This window comes from Nocardioides sp. P4_G10 (genome assembly GCF_056401175.1).
Window position 1 is genome coordinate 79,000 of record NZ_JBFUJV010000004.1, and the last position, 18,380, is coordinate 97,379.

General features: G+C 66.9%; 8 protein-coding genes and 1 tRNA gene. 6 read left to right on the forward strand and 3 right to left on the reverse strand.

The features are described from left to right. Nucleotides 1-73: 73 nt before the first annotated feature. From AC1DP1_RS07435 to AC1DP1_RS07455, 5 genes are all read left to right on the forward strand, one after another. A complete protein-coding gene (locus AC1DP1_RS07435; protein ID WP_477506329.1) occupies nt 74-1,006 on the forward strand; it encodes a TY-Chap domain-containing protein in 933 nt (310 codons plus the stop codon). A 1-nt stretch (nt 1,007) separates the two neighbouring features. Next, nucleotides 1,008-2,501 carry an ADP-ribosylglycohydrolase family protein gene (locus AC1DP1_RS07440; RefSeq protein WP_477506330.1) on the forward strand — a complete coding sequence of 498 codons (1,494 nt, stop codon included), beginning with the start codon at nt 1,008-1,010 and terminating at the stop codon, nt 2,499-2,501. Between the two features lie 15 nt (nt 2,502-2,516). Then, nucleotides 2,517-6,026, forward strand: a complete 3,510-nt coding sequence (locus AC1DP1_RS07445; RefSeq protein WP_477506331.1) for a TM0106 family RecB-like putative nuclease — start codon at nt 2,517-2,519, stop codon at nt 6,024-6,026. Then, nucleotides 6,017-6,943, forward strand: a complete 927-nt coding sequence (locus tag AC1DP1_RS07450; RefSeq protein ID WP_477506332.1) for a PGN_0703 family putative restriction endonuclease — start codon at nt 6,017-6,019, stop codon at nt 6,941-6,943. The genes AC1DP1_RS07445 and AC1DP1_RS07450 overlap by 10 nt, the downstream gene beginning before the upstream one ends. A 335-nt stretch (nt 6,944-7,278) precedes the next feature. Next, on the forward strand, nt 7,279-14,583 hold the full coding sequence (locus AC1DP1_RS07455) for an AAA domain-containing protein (RefSeq protein ID WP_477506333.1): 7,305 nt from the start codon (nt 7,279-7,281) through the stop codon (nt 14,581-14,583). 1 nt (nt 14,584) lies between these two features. On the opposite strand, the gene AC1DP1_RS07460 is transcribed toward AC1DP1_RS07455, so the two are convergent. From AC1DP1_RS07460 to AC1DP1_RS07470, 3 genes are all read right to left on the reverse strand, one after another. Continuing rightward, complete coding sequence (locus tag AC1DP1_RS07460) at nt 14,585-15,826, reverse strand: tyrosine-type recombinase/integrase (RefSeq protein ID WP_477506334.1); 1,242 nt, start codon at nt 15,824-15,826, stop codon at nt 14,585-14,587. Continuing rightward, nucleotides 15,823-16,086 (reverse strand): helix-turn-helix domain-containing protein, encoded by a 264-nt coding sequence (locus tag AC1DP1_RS07465; protein ID WP_477506335.1) that lies wholly within the window; start codon nt 16,084-16,086, stop codon nt 15,823-15,825. The genes AC1DP1_RS07460 and AC1DP1_RS07465 overlap by 4 nt, the downstream gene beginning before the upstream one ends. 160 nt (nt 16,087-16,246) lie before the next feature. Next, nucleotides 16,247-16,319: transfer RNA gene (locus tag AC1DP1_RS07470), tRNA-Arg, on the reverse strand. A 205-nt stretch (nt 16,320-16,524) separates the two neighbouring features. Here AC1DP1_RS07470 and AC1DP1_RS07475 point away from each other — a divergent pair. Then, nucleotides 16,525-18,363, forward strand: a complete 1,839-nt coding sequence (locus tag AC1DP1_RS07475) for a phosphoenolpyruvate carboxykinase (GTP) (protein WP_477506336.1) — start codon at nt 16,525-16,527, stop codon at nt 18,361-18,363. The last annotated feature ends 17 nt before the right edge of the window (nt 18,364-18,380 follow it).

Consider the following 18,380-nt stretch of genomic DNA (forward strand, 5'->3'; position numbering starts at 1 on the left):
CAGCCATACGGCAGACATTAGCGCGATGCGCGTGTTAATGTTTAGAGATAACAGAGTGCTAAAGGGGGATGCCATGAACGATCGGCACCAGGACGGCGGGGCCGCCCACACCGAGAGCTCCGACCACGAGCTCACCCAGGCCTGGAGCGACCTGGTCAGCGGACTGACCGCACAGTTGAAGCGGATGCGGGACGAGAGCGACCACCTCATCATCGAGCTGCCCGACGGCGACGACGGCGAGATCCGCCCCTACACGCAGCTCGCGGGCTTCGGTCCCGGAATGGTGCGCGCCGAGCTCAGCGGCAACGCCTACCTCGCGCCGGCGTACGTCCTGACCGACGAGTGGTGCGAGTCGCTGCGCTCGATGGGGTGGAGCGGCAACGAGGAGGCCGAGCCGAACTGGTACGTCGAGCGCCCGGTCGAGGAGGCCAAGAACATCGCGGCCCTCGTGGTGGCCGCGCTGCGCCTGGCCTTCGGCGTCGCCCACCCTCAGTTCCTGACCTACCGGGCATGGGGGCGCAACGCCGACGGTGCCACCGAGCTCGGTCTCAGCGCGAGCGATGACGTGCCGATCGAGCGACCGTCCGAGCCGATGATCCTGCAGCCGGAGGACCGCGACGACCTCCTGGCGATGATCCGCATGACGCTCCACGTCAAGTACGACGAGGAGCCCACTGTCGACGACGACGGCGACGTCGTGCTCAACCACCTCGACCAGCCGGTGTGGGTGCGGGCCCGCGAGGACATGCCCGCGGTCGAGATCTTCGCCCCGGTCGTCCACGGCGTGCACTCCCGCCGTGCGACCGCGGTGGAGATCGGGATCCTCAACCGCGACAACCCGCTGGTGAAGTGGTCGATGCAGGAACGTGCGGTGTGGCAGCACATCGTCATCCCCGCGCTGCCCTTCGCGCCCGGTCACCTCGATGCGATGGTCGACGTCTTCCTCGCGACGATGACGGCGACGCGCGACGACCTGGCCCTGCGTGTCGGCGGGCGGGTGGTCTGAGATGGTCCTCGAGCGACCTCGGCTCACCACCGCCCAGATCGACCGCGCCTGCGGCGTGCTCATCGCATCTGCGGCCGGTGACGCCCTTGGCGCCGGCTACGAGTTCGCCAGCGTGGCCGCCGACCTCGTACCCACGATGATCGGCGGCGGCCTCGGCAACTTCTCTCCCGGCGAGTGGACCGACGACACCTCCCAGGCCGTCGTCATCGCACGGGCCGCTGCCACCGGCATCGACCTGCGCACCCCCGAGGCGCTAACGCAGGTCGCGCAGGGCTTCGCCGACTGGTACGCCGGCGGCCCCGCCGACGTCGGCACCCAGACCTCCGCCGTGCTCAGCCGCGCCGGGCGCAACCCGACCGGTGCCGCCATGGCAGAGGCCGCACGCGTCGTCCACGAGCGCTCGGGTCGCAGCGCCGGCAACGGCTCCCTGATGCGCACCGGCCCGGTCGCGCTGGCCTACCTCGACGACCCCGAGGGCCTCGTCGAGGCCGCGATGGCCATCAGCGCGCTGACCCACCACCAGGACGTCGCCCAGGAGGCCTGCGCGGTCTGGTGCCTGATGATCCGCCACGCGGTGCTGACCGGCGAGCTCCCGCCGTACGACGACATCGCGCCGTGGGTGCCCAACGGGGACGCCTGGCGCGAGCTGCTGCTCGAGGCCGAGACCAAGCCGCCGTCGTCCTTCATGCGCAACGGTTGGGCGGTTGGCGCGCTGCAGGCGGCGTGGTCCGCGATCACCCACACGCCCGTGCCGACCGACGGGCCCGCCTGCGGGCACCTCGTCGACTCGCTCACCACCGCAATCCGCATCGGTCACGACACCGACACCGTCGCAGCAATCGCCGGCGCCCTGCTCGGCGCGCGGTGGGGGATGAGCGCCGTCCCCGCCGCCTGGCGTCGCGTGCTCCACGGTTGGCCGGGGCTGCGTGCCCGCGACCTCGAGCACCTCGCCTACCTCACCGCCCACCGCGGCACCGCAGGCAAGTACGGCTGGCCGCTGGTCGACCACATCGACTACGCCCACCTGCAGTACGGCCGGCCCGCGCTGGCGACGCACCCGCACGACGACGGCGTGCTGATCTCCGGTGCGACCGTGCTCGACAGGGTCCCGGACAAGGTCGACGTCGTGGTCAGCCTCTGCCTGACGGGCCGAACCCAGGTGCCCGCCGGCGTCGAGCACATCAACTTCCGGCTGATGGACCAGGCCGAACCCGAGCAGAACCCCAACCTCGACTTCGTCCTGATGGACGCTGCGCGACTCGTCGCCGACCTGCGCGACGAGGGCAAGACCGTGCTGCTGCACTGCGTCGCCGCCCACTCGCGCACGCCCACGGTCGCCATCGCCTACTCCATGCTGCGAGGCGTGGAGCTCGAAGAAGCGCTGCCGGCGGTGTGTGGGGCGCTGCCGGCAGCGCGACCGAACCGGGGATTCCGGGATGCGCTGAAGCGCCTCGCGGACAGTGCCGTCCGGGATTCAATTGCGGAACCCGCTTGAGAGAGAGACACAAGGATGTTCATCGTCGATGGAGCACTTCACTGGAGCGCCTCCGACCTGACCGCAGCTGCCGCGTGCGAGTACGCCGTCCTCCGCACGCTCGACCACAAGCTGGGCTGGGGTGCCGCGCTCCAGGAGTCCGAGGATCCGCTGATGCGGCACATCGCCGCGCTGGGTGACGTGCACGAGGAACGCTTGCTCGCGGAGTACATGGCATCTGGCGACGTCGTCCAGATGCCTCGTGTCCTGGGATCGCACACTGCGGCCAAGCTGCAGGCTGCGAGGGACGACACTCTCGAGGCTCTCCTCTCCGATGCCCCGGTCGTCTACCAGGCCGCCTTCTCGGACGGGGAGTTCTTCGGCTACGCCGACTTTGTCGAGCGAGCCGACGACGGGTGGCGCGTCTGCGACGCCAAGCTCGCGCGTCAGGCCAAGCCTCAGGCCTTGCTGCAGCTGGGTGCCTACGCCGAACAGATGCGCACGCTTGGATTGCCCGTCTCTTCCAGGGTTGCGCTGCTGCTGGGCAACGGCGAACGCGTGGAGTTCCAGCTCAGCGACGTGCTTCCGGTTTTCTCCGAGCGACGCGAGCGGTTGCGCGAGCTCCTCGGCACGCACCGCTCCGGGGGCCGGCCGGCCGAGTGGGGGGCGAGCGGGGTCCGCGCCTGCGGCGGGTGCGCCGAGTGCCGTGACGCGGCCGAGCAGGCCGGCGACCTCGTGCTGGTGGCCGGCCTGCGCATGGACCAGCGTCGCAAGCTGAGAGCTGCGGGCATCCTGACCATGGGCGACCTCGCCGCGGCGACGTCCAGGCCCGGCGACATGGCCCAGGCCACGTTCGACAAACTGCGCGCGCAGGCCGCGATCCAGTGGAGCCAACGACACGCCGGTGAAGGAGCACCCGTCGAGTTCGAGCTGCTCGACGGCGCGGCAGAAGCCCTCACCCGACTGCCGGCACCGTCGGCGGGCGACCTCTTCTTCGACTTCGAGGGCGACCCGCTCTACGACGAGGGAGACCCCTCGCGCGTGGGGCTGGAATACCTCTGGGGCGTGCTCGGCACCGACGACGACTACACGCCGATCTGGGCCCACGACTGGGCTCAGGAACGAGCGGCGTTCGTGGAGTTCATGGAGCTGGTGGCCAAGCGCCGAGCAATCGATCCGGACATGCACATCTATCACTACGCGCCCTACGAGACGGCGGCGCTCAAGCGTCTCGCGATGCGCTACCAGACGTGCGAGAAGGAGCTCGATGACCTCCTGCGCTCCGAGGTGTTCGTCGATCTCTACGCCACGGTGCGCGCGTCGGTTCGGGTCTCGGCCCCGTCGTACAGCATCAAGAAGCTCGAGCCTCTGTACATGGGTGACGAGCTGCGCTCGGACGACGACGACGCGGTGTCCGACGGAGGCGCCTCGGTCGTGGCTTACCACGAATTCCGCACGTGGCGGACCGAGGACCCGCCGGCGGCGATGAAGCGGCTGGCCGCCTTGGCGGATTACAACGAGTACGACTGCCTCTCGACCCTCCGCTTGCGCGACTGGCTGCTGACACGAGCCGAGGACGTGGGTGTCCGACACCTCATCGTGCCGCGCACCAACGCGGTCGAGGGTGAAGAGCTGACGGTCAAGGACCCGGTGTTCCGTGGCTTGATGGATCTGTCCGGGCCCGAGGTGCGCACCGAGCGCACGGCTCCGGAGCAGGCGTGCGCGATGCTCGCGACGTCCCTCGACTTCTTCCGTCGTGAGAACAAGCAGTTCTGGTGGGAGCACTTCGAGCGGCTGATGCACCCGATCGACGACTGGGCCGGTGCCCGCGACGTGTTCGTGGTCGAGTCGGCCGAGGTGGTCTCCGACTGGCAGGTGCCCGAAGGCAGGGCAAGGAACGAGCGTCGACTCGTGCGGCTGGTGGGTGAGTGGACCCCGGGCAGCAAGGACGGCTCGGGCGCGAAGGTCGCCTACGCGACCCCCGCACCGTCGAAGTCGCACGGTCCGGAACGCGCTCCGTACGCTGCCTGCGACAGCGCCGCAGTGAAGTCCGACGACGCAGACACGCGGGTGGTGTTGCTGACCGAGAGCCGCAAGTCGGAGGACACCTTCCCCGGCCTCCCGGTGGCGTTGCTGCCTGGCAGTCCGCCGCCCGTCGGCAGGCTCGAGGACGCCATCAAGGGGGTGGGCCAAGCCGTCGTCGCTACGGGTGGGCCATCGGACTCAGCCGCGATGGACATCCTGACGCGGCGCACTCCCCGACTTCGCGGCGGGTTTCCGCTCCCGCGCGGTGGATCGACCATCGACAACGTCGTCGAGGCTTTGGTCGGCATGGACGACTCCTACGTCGCGGTCCAGGGGCCGCCCGGCACCGGCAAGACGTACGCCGGCTCCCGGGTGATCAAGTGCCTGGTCGAGCAGCACGGCTGGCGGGTCGGCGTCGTGGCGCAGTCGCACGCCGTCGTGGAGAACATGCTCGACGGCATCGTCAAGGCGGGCCTTGATCCGGCGCTGGTCGGCAAGGCAAAGGTCGAGAAGTCCGACCCCGCCTGGACCAGCCTGAAGGACGTGCCGAAGTTCCTCGACGAGCACACTGCGGAGGGCTGCGTCATCGGTGGAACGGCCTGGGACTTCGCCAACGACAACACGGTTCCTCGGGAGAGCCTCGACCTCCTGGTCATCGACGAGGCCGGGCAGTTCTCCCTCGCCCCGACCATCGCGGTCTCGGTCGCTGCCCGGCGACTCCTTCTGCTGGGAGACCCTCAACAACTGCCCCAGGTGAGTCAGGGGACCCACGCCGAGCCGGTCGACACCTCAGCCCTCGGGTGGCTCCTGGATGGACACCGCACACTGCCCGAGGACCGGGGCTACTTCCTCGCCGAGTCGTACCGGATGCACCCGGCCCTGTGTGCGCGCGTCTCGGTGCTGTCCTACGAGGGACGACTGCACGCTGCGGCGCCCGCGTCACAGCGCTCCCTCGAAGGCGTCCAGCCGGGACTGCAGGTCGTGACGGTTCCGCACGCAGGGAACCAGACGGCGTCTCCCGAGGAGGCTGCCGAGGTGGTCGCGCAGGTACGAGCCCACCTCGGCGCTCGCTGGGACGATCCGGACGATGCGTCCGCGCCGCGGCCGCTCGACCAGTGCGACTTCGTGGTGGTGGCGCCCTACAACGCGCAGGTCACCCTGATCCGGGCCCGCCTGAAGGAGGCGGGACTGGGAGAGGTGCGGGTCGGCACGGTCGACAAGTTCCAAGGTCAGGAGGCACCCATCGCGATCGTCTCGATGACGGCTTCGTCGCACGGGGACGTGCCCCGTGGGATGGGCTTCCTGCTCAGCCGCAACCGCGTCAACGTTGCGGTCTCGAGGGCCCAGTCGAAGGCGATCGTCATTCGTTCGGCCTCGCTCACGGCCTACATGCCGTCGAGTGTCGACGGGTTGCTGGAGCTGGGGGCGTTCATCGGCTTGTGTGGCGAGCAGTCCTCGGCACAGGATCGAAGCTGCCGCCAGGCGGACCTCCGAAGCCGTACGGTCGAGCCATGGAGTTGAGTGCAGAACTGCTGGGGCCCCTGAAGCCGGAGTGGGACCGCGCGCCAGGGGATCCGGAGATGACGGCGTTTAAGCGGGAAGCCCGGCGCCGTCAGGCCACGTGGCGAGCCCAGCAAGGTCTCGGCGTCGGGGAGCACCCTCCCGGGAACAAGAACGGCTCCGTTCTCATGGAGGAGGATGGCGATGCCTACGCCAACTTCCTGTCCCCGCGAATCGTCGAAGCCGTCAAGCAAAGGTTGCATGAGGATCAGCGACAGACGTCGCAGCAGCTTCAGGAGTCCAGGCTTCTCAACCACCTCCTCTCCTCGATGCCGATGTGCTTCAACCTGTTCGGCGAGCTGCACGACGATCCTGAGCGTCTCACCGCCGCCGGCAAGGCCCTGTGGAACGCGGCGGGGGAGGGACAGGCCGTCGATTTCGAGTCGTCTCCAGGGCGTCACGACTCCCGATTCACCGGGGACGGCACAGCGTTCGACGTCGCGCTGTTCTTCGGTGAGCCGGACGCGTCGCGGACCGTCATCGGGGTCGAGACGAAGTACCACGAGCACGCCGTCATCGAGTCCCCACCGAACGCAGTGTCTCGCCTGCCCCGCTATCGCAAGATCGTCGAGACCTCCCAGGTATTCAAGCCCGACTGGGAGAAGCGCATCCTCGGCACCGAGCTGCAGCAGGTGTGGCGCGACCACCTCCTGTTGCTCGCCATGCTGCAGGACACCGACCAGGCGTGGACGTCAGGCACCTATGTCCTCGTCTACCCGGAAGGCAACACGTCATTCGCTCGACTGGCGGAGCGCTACGTGGACGCGCTGCAGGACGATTCGACCTTCCTTCACATGACTGTCGAAGCCCTTCTCGACGCTCACGTCCTCCACGCGCCCGACACCGAGCAGAAGTTCCGAGAGAGGTACCTCTTCTGACAGCCGTCCTGCTCGCGAACAGTGGCGAAAGGGGCTGAGCCCTTCCCCGCTGCCTGCTCTACCTTGCTGGCCAGGGATCCGGGACAGTCCCATCGCGGGCGCCTCGCACTGCGAGGTACCTGGGGGGATGGGCTTCCTCGTTCGCTGAAACCCAGTCATCGTCGCCTTGTCTCGGGCACAATGCCGAGCAGTCCTCATCGGGTTCGAAGCCATGAGAGCTTCATGCCGTGCAGCGCAAGCGGTGTGCTTGGGTTGGGTGCAGTTGTCGGGCCTTTCGCAGCCCGGCGGGGTGCAGCGCCCTGATGACGGGGATCGGGACGAACGAGGGGTACGGAATGACTGATCAGGTGAACTCGGACGCCCACCTCACATTGCATCCGATCGTCTCCGAGCTCGCGGAGGCGCTCGCGCGCGTTGCCGGGTCGCGCGCAGAGATCGTGCCTGGGGATAACCACAACTGGCTGGCAATTGAAGAGACGTCCAGCGCGATTACCTTCGTCGAGGCGGAAGGCTCCGAGCTTCGAGTCGTTCCTTTCGTGGGGGACGCTGACGCCTTACGGGCGCGTTCCTTCGTCAGTGCGATCAGGCCATCCTGGCTCGACGGGGAGTGCGAGCTCGTCGCTGATGTGTCAGCACTGTCCAGCTACGCCGACCGCGGTCAGGTCATCGACCTAATGCACGCAGCGTTGGACTACTGGACCAGGTCCGCCAACACTTCAGTGACTACGCCAACGCCAACCCCAACTGTTGAGCCGGTCGTGGTCCACTCGACAGCAGAGGTCGACTTCTCCGAGGCGGCGATCGAAGCGCCCGCGGACGAGACACCGGCAGAGGACGCCAGGACTGTCGAAGTGCATATGCGCGCCGACATCAGCGATCAGTGGTCGTGGGCGTCCTCAGCCGCACGCATCCCGCAGATTTCTGACCTGACCGTAGCTGTGGCTGAACCGATCGAGCACGCCCGAATCAGCGTCGTCGTGCGTGACGCAGATGTTCAATTCGGCACGAAACTCGCCTTCGAGGGCCCGCTCGACGCCGGCACATCGGTGCTGGGCAGCGTCCATGTCCCACTGTCGGCCCGGGTCATGTCCCAGGTGGATGAGCGCCAAGGCGCAGAGTGTGTCATCACGCTCGAAGACGCGGCCGCGGACCGGGTGCTCGCCCGATACGACGAGGAGCTGGACATTCAGCCGCGCGACCTGTGGTTCTGGCAGGGCGACCCGCGTCGTTCTGAGCAGAGGGCACGCATGATCGCGCGCTACAACGAGCTGGTAGAGCTCGTTAAAGAGGACTCTGAGCGGGCCGACATTGCCGACATCCTCACGGAACTTGAGTGGCTCAAGCGGGTGGTCGACGACCAGGATGGACGGAGCGACACGCTGAGCCGTTCGCTGCTCGCATCGTTTGTGCGTCCGAACCATCCCGAGATCGCTGTGCTGGCCCGAGAGGCAGCCGACGTGCGCGGACGTATCGCCGGCGAAGCGTCATTCCACACATTCCAGCTCCCCGAGCGCGACACAGAAGAGCGCCAAGAAGTTGCTGGCAACGTAGAGAGCTCGATCACCGCCATCTACGAGACCCTGCGCGCTCGCAAGGTCGCCTACTCCGAACCGCCGCCGGGCTGGGATTACACACGCGACGGTCAGCGCATTCGAGATCACGGCGTAGTCGCACGAGGTGGACTCGGCACCTGCATGGACACCGCGGTCCTGACCGCAGCCGTCATCGAGCACGTAGGTCTCAACCCTGTGCTTGTCCTGATCCCATCCCACATCTTCATTGGGTACTGGCGACTCGACCCAGCGAAGAGCGGGAAAGACGGGGGTCCGGACTGGTATCCACGTTCACCCGTCGTCCGAGACCCATCGCACATCCGGAACCTCGTCGAGGCCGGCTACCTCGGCCTCATTGAAACGACGGCCCTCGCAGTTGCAGCCAACGCGTCACCGGGCGACGCGCGCGAGCAGGCCCGCCAGGTGCGATTCGCCAGTGGGATCCACGCCAACGACGTCACGCTCATCGACGTAGCCGCAGCCCGCCGCGAAGGCGTATCCGCTCTACCAGCGGTACACGAGAGGGCAGACGGCGTCACCGAGATCTATGAGTACCGCGCCGGGCAACATGCTGTTGTTACTGAAGTCGAAGAGAAGGTCATCGATCCCGAGTCGCGCCAGCGCCACGTCGATAACCACCCCGCGCGCTACCGGACGTGGAAGAGCTCGCTCTTCAGCCTGAACGCAACGAACGCTCTGCTGAACCTCGGCAATAACGCTCGCGTGCAACCGCTGATTCTCCCGGCTGAGGGTTTGGGCGTCCTTGAGGACAAGCTCCATCAGGACGTCTCGTTCAGCTTGGTAAGCGGTTATGACATCCCGGAAACCTTTGCCGCCCGGGACGTCAAGAACGCCCTGCAACTGCTAGAGAGCGGCAACGCCGACGATCGCAAGGAGCTGTTATCACAGCTAAACGACCGGCGGCTCTATGTGCAGCGGATCGGGCGGTCCGGGGGACAGAGGACCGCACTCGGATCCAGCACATTCGTGAAGGAGATCCGGTCGATCGCCCACAACGCGAAGACAGCCCGCGAGGAACGCGGGATGAATCCACTGTTCCTCTGCCTTGGTCTCTTCCGATGGGAATACAAGCCGGATGTGTTCGCCGAGGCCCCGCTCATTCTCGTGCCGGTCAACATTGGCGTAGCGCGCGGACGCCAAGAGATCACACTGTCGCTCGACACGTCGCAGCAGACGACGCCGAACGCAGCTCTCATCGAATGGCTTCGTCGTGAGCACGGATTGTCGATCGCCGGGCTCGCGGAGCCTCTCTCGGACCGGGCGGGCATCGACGTCGATGCGGTTATCGCAGAGGTACGAAACGCTGTCATTGGGCGACAGCTATCTACACGTGTCGAGGTCGTCTCCGAGGCGCGCCTTGCGACTCTGGATCTGTCCTCCTTCCGCATGTGGCAGGACCTGAACCTCCACGCGGACCACTTCTTCGACCGCCCGCTGGTCAAGCATCTCGTCGACACGCCTACAGAGACCTTCAACGACCCTGCGATCGTGGCGGTCGACGACGCTGCCCATGTCGAGGTGCTCGAAGACGAGTTGGAGAAGCTCGAGACTCCAATTCCGGCCGACTCCACTCAGAAACAAGCCGTCCTCTGGGCCAAGCAGGGCCGCACTTTTGTACTCCAGGGGCCGCCCGGCACCGGCAAATCGCAGACGATCACTAACATGGTCGCCGAGTGCCTTCTTACCGGCCTCCGGGTGCTCTTCGTGGCCGAGAAGGGCACCGCTTTGGCGGTGGTGCAGCGGCGACTGGACGAGATCGGTCTTGGCCCTTTCACGTTGAATCTTCACCACGAGGGCTCCAACGCGGCAGAGGTACGCGCCCAGCTGAAGCGATCACTCACGGCCAGCGTCAACCCCGACAACCTGGCCATTGAAAGCGCCCGCCGACGGCTAAGAAACGCACGTTTCGAGCTGACCCAGTATCCCCAGCAACTCCACAATGCCAACGCCGCGGGACTGTCGGCGTACAGCGCGCATGATGAGTTGCTCGTCCTGCAGGACGGCCCGGCGATGCCGATCCCCACGACACTGGTCGCGCATCAGGCAGAGCACATCGAAGCGCTGAAGGACCTCTTTGAGAACCTCCAGAGGTGGACCGCCGCAGCGGGTGTCCGTCCTGGCCATCCGTGGCGGCTCGCTGGTGTGGGTAACGGGGACCCGTTCGACATCGAGCGGGTGAGTGGCGCAGTGCGCGGCATCCTCGCGGGGTTCGCGTGGTCGGACTCGCTCGGTGGCGCGCTCCGCCTGGCGCTCGACTCCGTCACCCGGCCCGCGCAATTCAACACCCTCGCGGCGGCAGCGAACCCCGCCTTCCCCTCCGGGGACGAGCTGGCCGGCGTGCTCGAATCGAGTTGGCCAGCGCGCGCCGGCGAAACGGTCGCTGGCTGCGAGCGCGCGGTTGAGGGCTGCACCCCCAAGCTCCACGGGTTTGCACCAGACGTGCTCGGACTCGATCTTCGCGGAGTCGCGAAGCAGTTCGGCGCCGCCACAGCGTCCGGCTTCATGGGACGCAAGGGTCGTCAGATGGCAGCGATCGCTCCGATAGCAGCACTGGCGCCACCAGGGCTGGACATGCACCCTTCGAACGTCGGGGCGATCCTGTCCGACCTCGTTGACGTCCAAGACGCAGACGAACAAGTCCGGATGTCGATCGCCRCCACGCCAGGTCTGTCGAGGACCGTTCCGAAAAATGCGCTCGTGCCCGGTGCGCTCGCGGCCGCTCGCACGCGGGTCGAGGAACTCACTCAAGCAACTGCGAGCCTCCGCGATGGAGGTGAATGGACTCACCTCGTCAATGACCTTGCCCGCGCCGGCCATCTCGCTGGACAGGCCGAGGCTCTCGGTGCTTACGCGGAATCATGGAGCAACCTTTGCGATGAGCTCGTCATCCAGGACGCGGACTTCGAGGCATGGCGAAGCGGTGCGACACTGACGACCGCGGTGAGCCGGGTCGAAGACGTCTGGCGTCGCGACGTTGAATATGAGCGGCTCGTCCCGCTTCAACGTTGGTGCACCCTCGTACGCAAGCTCGAGCCGATGCGTTCCGCCGGGCTCGACCAAGCACGGGTCGAGCTTCTCGAAGGCACTCTTCCCGCCTACACCGCCGAGGATGCGCTCGCACGAGGCGTCGCAAAGGCCTCGCTCGCTGAGCGGATCAGCACCGAGGGGCTCGATCGCTTCGACGCCGTCGCGCACGACCAGCGCGTGTCGTCATACTCCGATTCTCAAGCCGAGGTCCGCAAACAGTGGGTCACGGACGGCCCTGCGCGCATCATGGCGCGAAGGGGCGCTGGAGGCCTTGGCTCTCGCACTGGCGGCCTTGCGCGGGAGTTGGAGAAGACCACCCGGAAACTCGGGACCCGCCCGATCCTGCGGAAGTACGGCGAGGCCGTCCAGGAACTCACGCCCCTCGTGTTGTGCAGTCCGTCGTCCGTCGTCGACCTCATCGAACCGGGCGTCATGGAGTTCGATCTCGTCATCTTCGACGAAGCTTCCCAGATCACAGTCCCCGAAGCGGTCGGCGCGCTTGGCCGCGCCCGTGCCGCCATCGTCGTTGGTGACAGCAAGCAGATGCCGCCCACCCGCAAGGTTGGGGGTGGTGCATTCGACGACGACGAGATCGACGACCCCGATGCCGAGGAGATCGTCGAGGATCAAGAGTCAATCCTCAGCGAGTGCGAGCTCGCCCGCGTACCTACCCTCAGCCTTAGCTGGCACTACCGCAGTCAGGACGAGGCACTGATCGCGTTCAGCAATCGCACGTACTACCGGGGTGACCTGAGCAGTTTCCCAACTCCCACCCTGCTCTCTTCCGAGACAGGTCTGGAGTTCCGGCCGGTGCATTGGCCTGAGAACGGCGACAAGGGCATGTACCTACGAGCGGGCGCCGCGAAGGTGGACCTCGGAAACGGGATCACCGCGGGATCCAACACCAACCCGTTCGAGGCAGTCGAGATCGTGAAGTACATTCACGAGCTCGTCCATGCCAGCGAGCGGCTCCCCTCCGTCGGCATCGTGACCTTCAACGAGCAGCAGCGCCAGCTCATCGAGGACCTGTTGCACGCAAGCGGCGACACCAAGATCGCCGACCTCCTGGACGAGTCCAAGATGGGTCGGGGCGAGGCCCTATTCGTCAAGGCCCTCGAACAGGTCCAAGGCGATGAGCGGAACGTCGTCGTCTTCTCGGTCGCCTTCTCCAAGCAGGCCAACGGCAAGGTCCCGACCAACTTCGGGCCACTCTCCAACGCTGGTGGGGAGCGACGGCTCAACGTCGCCGTAACCCGAGCGCGGCGAAAGAACGTGGTGTTCTGCTCCTTCAACCCGGCCTCCAACGAGCTCGACGTCTCCGGATCGACGTACCAGGGACCGAAGGACCTCAAACAGTTCCTGATGGACGCGCAGGCCGCCGGCTCTCAGAGCGATGAGGCAGAAACCGCCCACCGTATTGCCATCCGGGATCGGCACCGTGATGAAATCGCTGTGGCCCTGCAAGACGCTGGTCTGCACGTGATGTCCGACGTCGGGCTGTCCAATTTTCGGCTCGACCTCGTGCTCGCACGACCGGAATATCCAGATCGCCCGATCCTCCCGGTCCTGCTCGATGGCGAGAGTTGGAAGAAGCGCAGCACGGTGTCCGATCGGGACGTCTTACCTGTTGAGGTTCTTGAGAACCTGATGGGTTGGCCGACCGTTGCGCGCGTCTGGTGGCCGATGTGGCTCCAGAATCGGGACGAGGTCATTGCCCACGTCGTTGCGGAAGTGGATCGAGCCGAGGCCCACCTCGACGGCAGCACCGCGGGAACGGTGTCTGCCTCGAATCCCTTGCCGGGGATGATTGCTGAGCCTGTCCAGAGCCTCGCCCCGGAGACCGAGTGGGATCTCCCTTCAGAATCAATGCGCACGAACGCCGAGGGTGACGGCGAGTCGAACTTGGACATCGCGGCATCGCGGACCCCTCCGGAACCTCTGGACCCCGAGTCCGCGGTGCCGTTCCTGTCGCAGGAACAGTTTGAAACCCCTGCGGCTTCGATGCCTCCCGCGCCGTCGACGCCCGTCCCCGTCACTCCGTCTGGTACTCACGCAGCGCAGACGGACACCGATGCCATAGCCGAGTTCCAGCCCGCTCACACCAGTGTGGTCGGCTCGAAGGAGACCCTCGACCGCCTGCCTGATCGCACGGCCGCGGCGACTGTGCGCGATCAGGTACGCGACGTCATCGAGACCGAAGGACCCGTCGAGCTGGGGCGACTTGCTCGCATCGTTGCGCGACGCTTTGGTCTCAACGCGGTCCGCTCGGCACGTGCCGACAGCATCATCAAGCTGGTCCCACGGGGGCAGGTACGCAAGAACCGAAGACTCGGCGATTTTGCTTGGCCGACACACCTCGACCCCGAGGCCTGGGCCGGTTTCCGCATCGCCGGACAGGACGGTGCGCGATCCCTCGATGAGATTGCCCCGGAGGAGATCGCCAACGCGATGCTCGCGGTGCTCGATGAGTACGACTTGAACCTGGTTGACGACTTGCTTCGCGCGACTGCGGAGCTGTTTGGGATCACCAGGCTAGGGGCCAACGTTCGCGCTCGACTCGAAGCGGTACATGACTCGCTCCCGATCGAGGATGTCGTGGCGACCGCTCAGGAGCAGCCGGCGTCCAGCGAGATTGCGGCGGCCGCGCCCCCTTCGGACGATCCCACTGATTCCGACGGCGACCTCGGAGTCGTGGAGATTGCAGCGATGCTGGCCGATGCAATCCAGTCGAGTGGCACGGGCGGATTCGACGTGAATGGCGGGTACGTCCAGTGGCAGGGCGATCGCGAGAGGGGCCTGTACGTCGAGGCGGGCGATGGACAGGGGTACGACGAATCGTTTGACGCGGCACTCGCCGAGAAGCTCGTTTCGACCGGCTGGCGCAGGCCTGTGCCCAAAGATGGCATCCGCAACTGTTGGTTCGAGCTCCCGCTTGCGTTGAACGGTGACGAGTCGGAGCGTAGCTACGCCACTCGGCTGCAGGTGGCAGCGGAGCGTGTTCTCAACGGCATCCAAGTCTTAGAAGTACATCAGCGCTGAGTCAGGTCTCTGCCCGTCCGAACAGCACCCCACCCATCCGCGCCATGGCTTCCCGGCGCATCGGGTCGATGACGTGGGCGTAGCGCTGGGCGGTCCGGTGCTCGGTCCATCCCATGAGGTCCATGAGCGTCCGGGTGTCGACACCGTTGGCGAGGAGCAAGGTCGCGGCAGTGTGGCGGGCGTCGTGGACGCGAGCGTCACGAACGCCGGCGAGACGCAGCACCTCCTTCCACTCAGCCCAGTCGCGTCGGGGATCGATGGGCGCGCCGAACTCGGTGGCGAAGATCCAGTCCTCGTCGCTCCACAGGAAGCCCGCCTGGAGGCGTTCGGCGGCTTGAGCTGCCTTGTGGGCCCTGAGGAGGGAAGCCAGGCCGGGCGGCAGCGGAATGGTGCGTGACCTGTTGTTCTTCGGGGTGCGGGTGACGAGGCCGCCTTGGGTCCGCTCGGGACACCGGCCTCCCTGCTTGGTCCAACACGTGGGCTGGCCTGCGTCGTCGGGCTCGCACCCGTGGCGGCCGGTCTCGCGGCGCAAGGCGCGACGTACGACCACGGTCTCGGTCTCGAGATCCAGGTCGGTCCACTTCAGCCCGAGCGCTTCGCCCTGCCGGAGCCCCAGGGACAGGGCGACGCTCCAGCGGGCGCCGTTGCGGCGGTCGGCGACGGTCCGGAGGATGCGCGTCGCGTCGTCGACGGTGAGAGGCACCACCTCGACCTCCGGGGGCTTCTCGACCTTGACCTTCTTGGCCGGGTTCACCGCCAGGCGGCCCGAGTCCACGGCGGCCGACAGGCACGACCGCAGGACGCGGTGGGTGGCGGCGACGGTGTGGACGCTGGCGCCGGCCCGCTTCATCTCGATGAGGCGACTGCGGATGACTTCCGCGGTCAGCGCGCTCAACTTCATCCCGGCGAGATGGGGCAGGACGTGAACTCGGAGCGTGGACCGGTAGCCGTCGATGGTCTTGGCCTTGCGCCCGGCCAACGGAAGGATGTCGTCGAGCCAGTGGGTCGCCCACCAGCCGAGGGTCGTGTCCTGGCTCGAGTGGATGTACTCGCCTCGGTCGCGCTGCGCCTCGAGTCGTCGCTGCGCCTGGATGACCTCCCGACGCGTCTTGCGCCGCAGGTGCTTGCGGTCGGGACGGCCGTCGGGGTGCCAGCCCATCGGGACGTAGACGTGCCAGAGGCCGTCCTTGCCCTGATACGGCGTCGGTGTCGCCTGGGCCGGGTCCTGGCGGGGGCGGCTCATGCCGCGCCTTGTCCTCGCCGCTCAACGCGACGGGACTCGATGTAGGCATCGACGTCACGGCGCAGGATGCGCGTCGCGTAGTTCATCTTCACGTGGGGGAGTTCCCCGCGCCGGAGCATGCGATCGATGGTGGACATGGAGACCCGCAGGATGGCGGCGGTCTCGCGGATGGTCAGGAGAATCGGTGTCTGGGTCATGACCAGCCCTGTGCCAGATACATCGGGGCTGCGGCCGCCGACGAAATGAGGGAGCTGGGACATGTCTGAAGACTGCCGCGCCGAGATAACGGTGCCCGGCGGGGTTCTTGCACCATTCCTGCACCACTCGGACCGGGCGGCCTCCTGAAGTCGAGGGGAGCATCCGCGGTCGGGAACGCCAAAGCCGCAGGTCAGCGAGCTGACCTGCGGCTTTGTTGGTCTGCGCGCCTGTAGGGATTCGAACCCCAAACCTTCTGATCCGTAGTCAGATGCTCTATCCGTTGAGCTACAGGCGCTCGTCCGTGCGGCCGATGCGGCTGCGAGGACTGGTCGAGAATAGCCGACACACTGCGGACGGGCGAAATCAGGGGAGGGGTCGAGCGGCTGGGACCTTCGTCGCGGAGTCGGGACTTCCGGCCCCGTCGCAGGCGCGGACGGTGCCCTATCGTGCCTAGCACCCGCACCGCGGCGAGGCACCGCCGCACGACGAGAGGGAGCGCGATGGCAGATCTCGAGGCAGTCATGGATGAAGCCGGGCTGACGAACCCGAAGGTCCGAGAGTTCGTGAAGGAGTACGCCGAGCTGACCGGCGCCGAGCGCATCGAGGTGGTCAACGCCTCCGACGACGCCCGTCTCCTCGAGGAGGCCGTGGCGACCGGCGAGCTGCAGATGGCCGGCGAGGGTCGCTACTACTCCCGCAGCTACTACAAGGACACCGCCCGCTCCGAGGAGCGCACCATCGTCGCGACGAACAACGAGTCGGACCGGGGCGTCTACAACAACTGGCGCCCGGCCTCGGAGATGAAGCCGATGCTGCACGACCGGATGCGTGGCGCGTCCGAGGGCAGGACGATGTACGTCATCCCCTACCTGATGGCCCCTGCCGGCAACGTGCTCGCGCCGTGGGCCGCGGGGGTCGAGCTCACCGACACCCGCACCGTCGTGCTGCACATGATCCGCATGTCGCGGGTCGGGGTGCAGTTCGTCAACGATCTCGAGGACCCCGACTCGTTCGTCCGCGCCGTCCACGTGACCGGCGACCTCGAGCACCTCGGCCAGGGCACGTCCGCGGACCAGCGCTACTTCGTCACGGTCGCCGACGAGCGCACCATCCTGCACTTCGGGTCGTCGTACGGCGGCAACGCGCTGCTCGGCAAGATCGCGCACGGCCTGCGGCAGGGCGCGTACGACGGCTGGGCCAGCAAGAAGTTCCTCGCCGAGCAGTACATGCTCATCGGCATCCACGACAAGGAGACCGGCAAGGACTACCACGTCTGCGGCGGCTTCCCGAGCGCGTCGGGCAAGACCAACCTCGCGATGATGGCGGCTCCGGACGCGTTGGGAGACCGCTACCACGTGTCGTTCTACGGCGACGACATCGCGTGGCTGTGGGTCGACGAGGAGTCCGGCCGGCTGATGGGCATGAACCCGGAGTACGGCGTCTTCGGCGTCGCCAAGGACACCAACGAGACCACCAACCCCAACGCGCTGGCCTCGGTCGACGAGGGCTCGCGGGCGATCTTCACCAACGTCGCCTACAACCCGACCACCGGTGAGGTGTGGTGGGAGGGTCGCACCAAGGAGAAGCCGGCCGACCGGCACGGGTGGCTGGACTGGATGGGATCGCCGATCGCGGATCGCAAGGAGGACGACTCGGCTCCGTGGGCCCACCCCAACAGCCGGTTCACGACGACCCTCGCCAACGTCCCCAACATCGCTCCCGACTACGACGCGCCCGTGGGCGTGCCGATCGACGCGATCATCTTCGGAGGCCGCACCCGTGACCGCGAGCCGTTGATCCGAGCGATCACCGACCTGGCGGAGGGCGTCTACGACGGACTCACGCTCGGTGCGGAGGCCACGTCGGCGGCCGAGGGCAAGGAGGGCGTCCTGCGTTACGACCCCATGTCCAACCGGCCCTTCATGGCCTACGGCGAGGGCGACTACGCCCGCCACTACCTCGACATCGTCGGGGCGGCCTCGGACCAGCCGATCTTCGCCCACGTCAACTGGTTCCAGCGCGACTCCGAGGACGGTCACTTCCTGTGGCCCGGCTACCGGGACAACCTGCGCCCGCTGCTGTGGCTGCTCCAGCTCAAGAACGGCGAGGTGGAGGGTCGGCGTACGGCCGTCGGGATCATCCCGACCGAGGAGGAGCTCGACCTCACGGGGATGGACGTCCCGGCCGCCGACCTCGAGCGGATCCTGACGATCGACAAGGAGCGGTGGCAGCAGGAGATGGGCTTCCGCGAGGAGCACCTCTCCCAGTTCGACCGGATGCCCGAGGAGATCTGGGAGGCGCACCGCCGGGTCGCTGCGGATCTCGACTCCACGGACTGAGTCTCGCGACGTCGCAC